The sequence below is a fragment of the Escherichia sp. AM3 genome, from assembly GCF_032029835.1.
Classification (GTDB): Bacteria; Pseudomonadota; Gammaproteobacteria; order Enterobacterales; family Enterobacteriaceae; genus Escherichia; species Escherichia coli.
In genome coordinates, this window is record NZ_JAVUPQ010000822.1 from 1 (window position 1) to 299 (window position 299).

The following is a 299-nucleotide window of genomic DNA, read 5'->3' on the forward strand; positions in this document are numbered from 1 at the left end:
TGGTGGGTCGTGCAGGATTCGAACCTGCGACCAATTGATTAAAAGTCAACTGCTCTACCAACTGAGCTAACGACCCATATGGGTGTTACCTGAAAGATTTCTACTCGGAACCAATCTTTAAAATTGGTGGCTCGTGCAGGATGACTCGCTTCGCTCGCCCTACGGGCCGTTGCTGGCGTAACGTTATCCTTCACGCTTAACATCTGAGTTTGATGTTAAAACTGGTGGGTCGTGCAGGATTCGAACCTGCGACCAATTGATTAAAAGTCAACTGCTCTACCAACTGAGCTAACGACCCG

2 tRNA genes are annotated in these 299 nt (G+C 48.5%); both read right to left on the minus strand.

What is annotated here, in order from left to right:
* Window positions 1-76, minus strand: a tRNA-Lys gene (locus RTW80_RS28550).
* Between the two features lie 146 nt (window positions 77-222).
* A tRNA-Lys gene (locus RTW80_RS28555) sits at window positions 223-298 on the minus strand.
* Window position 299: the final 1 nt, after the last annotated feature.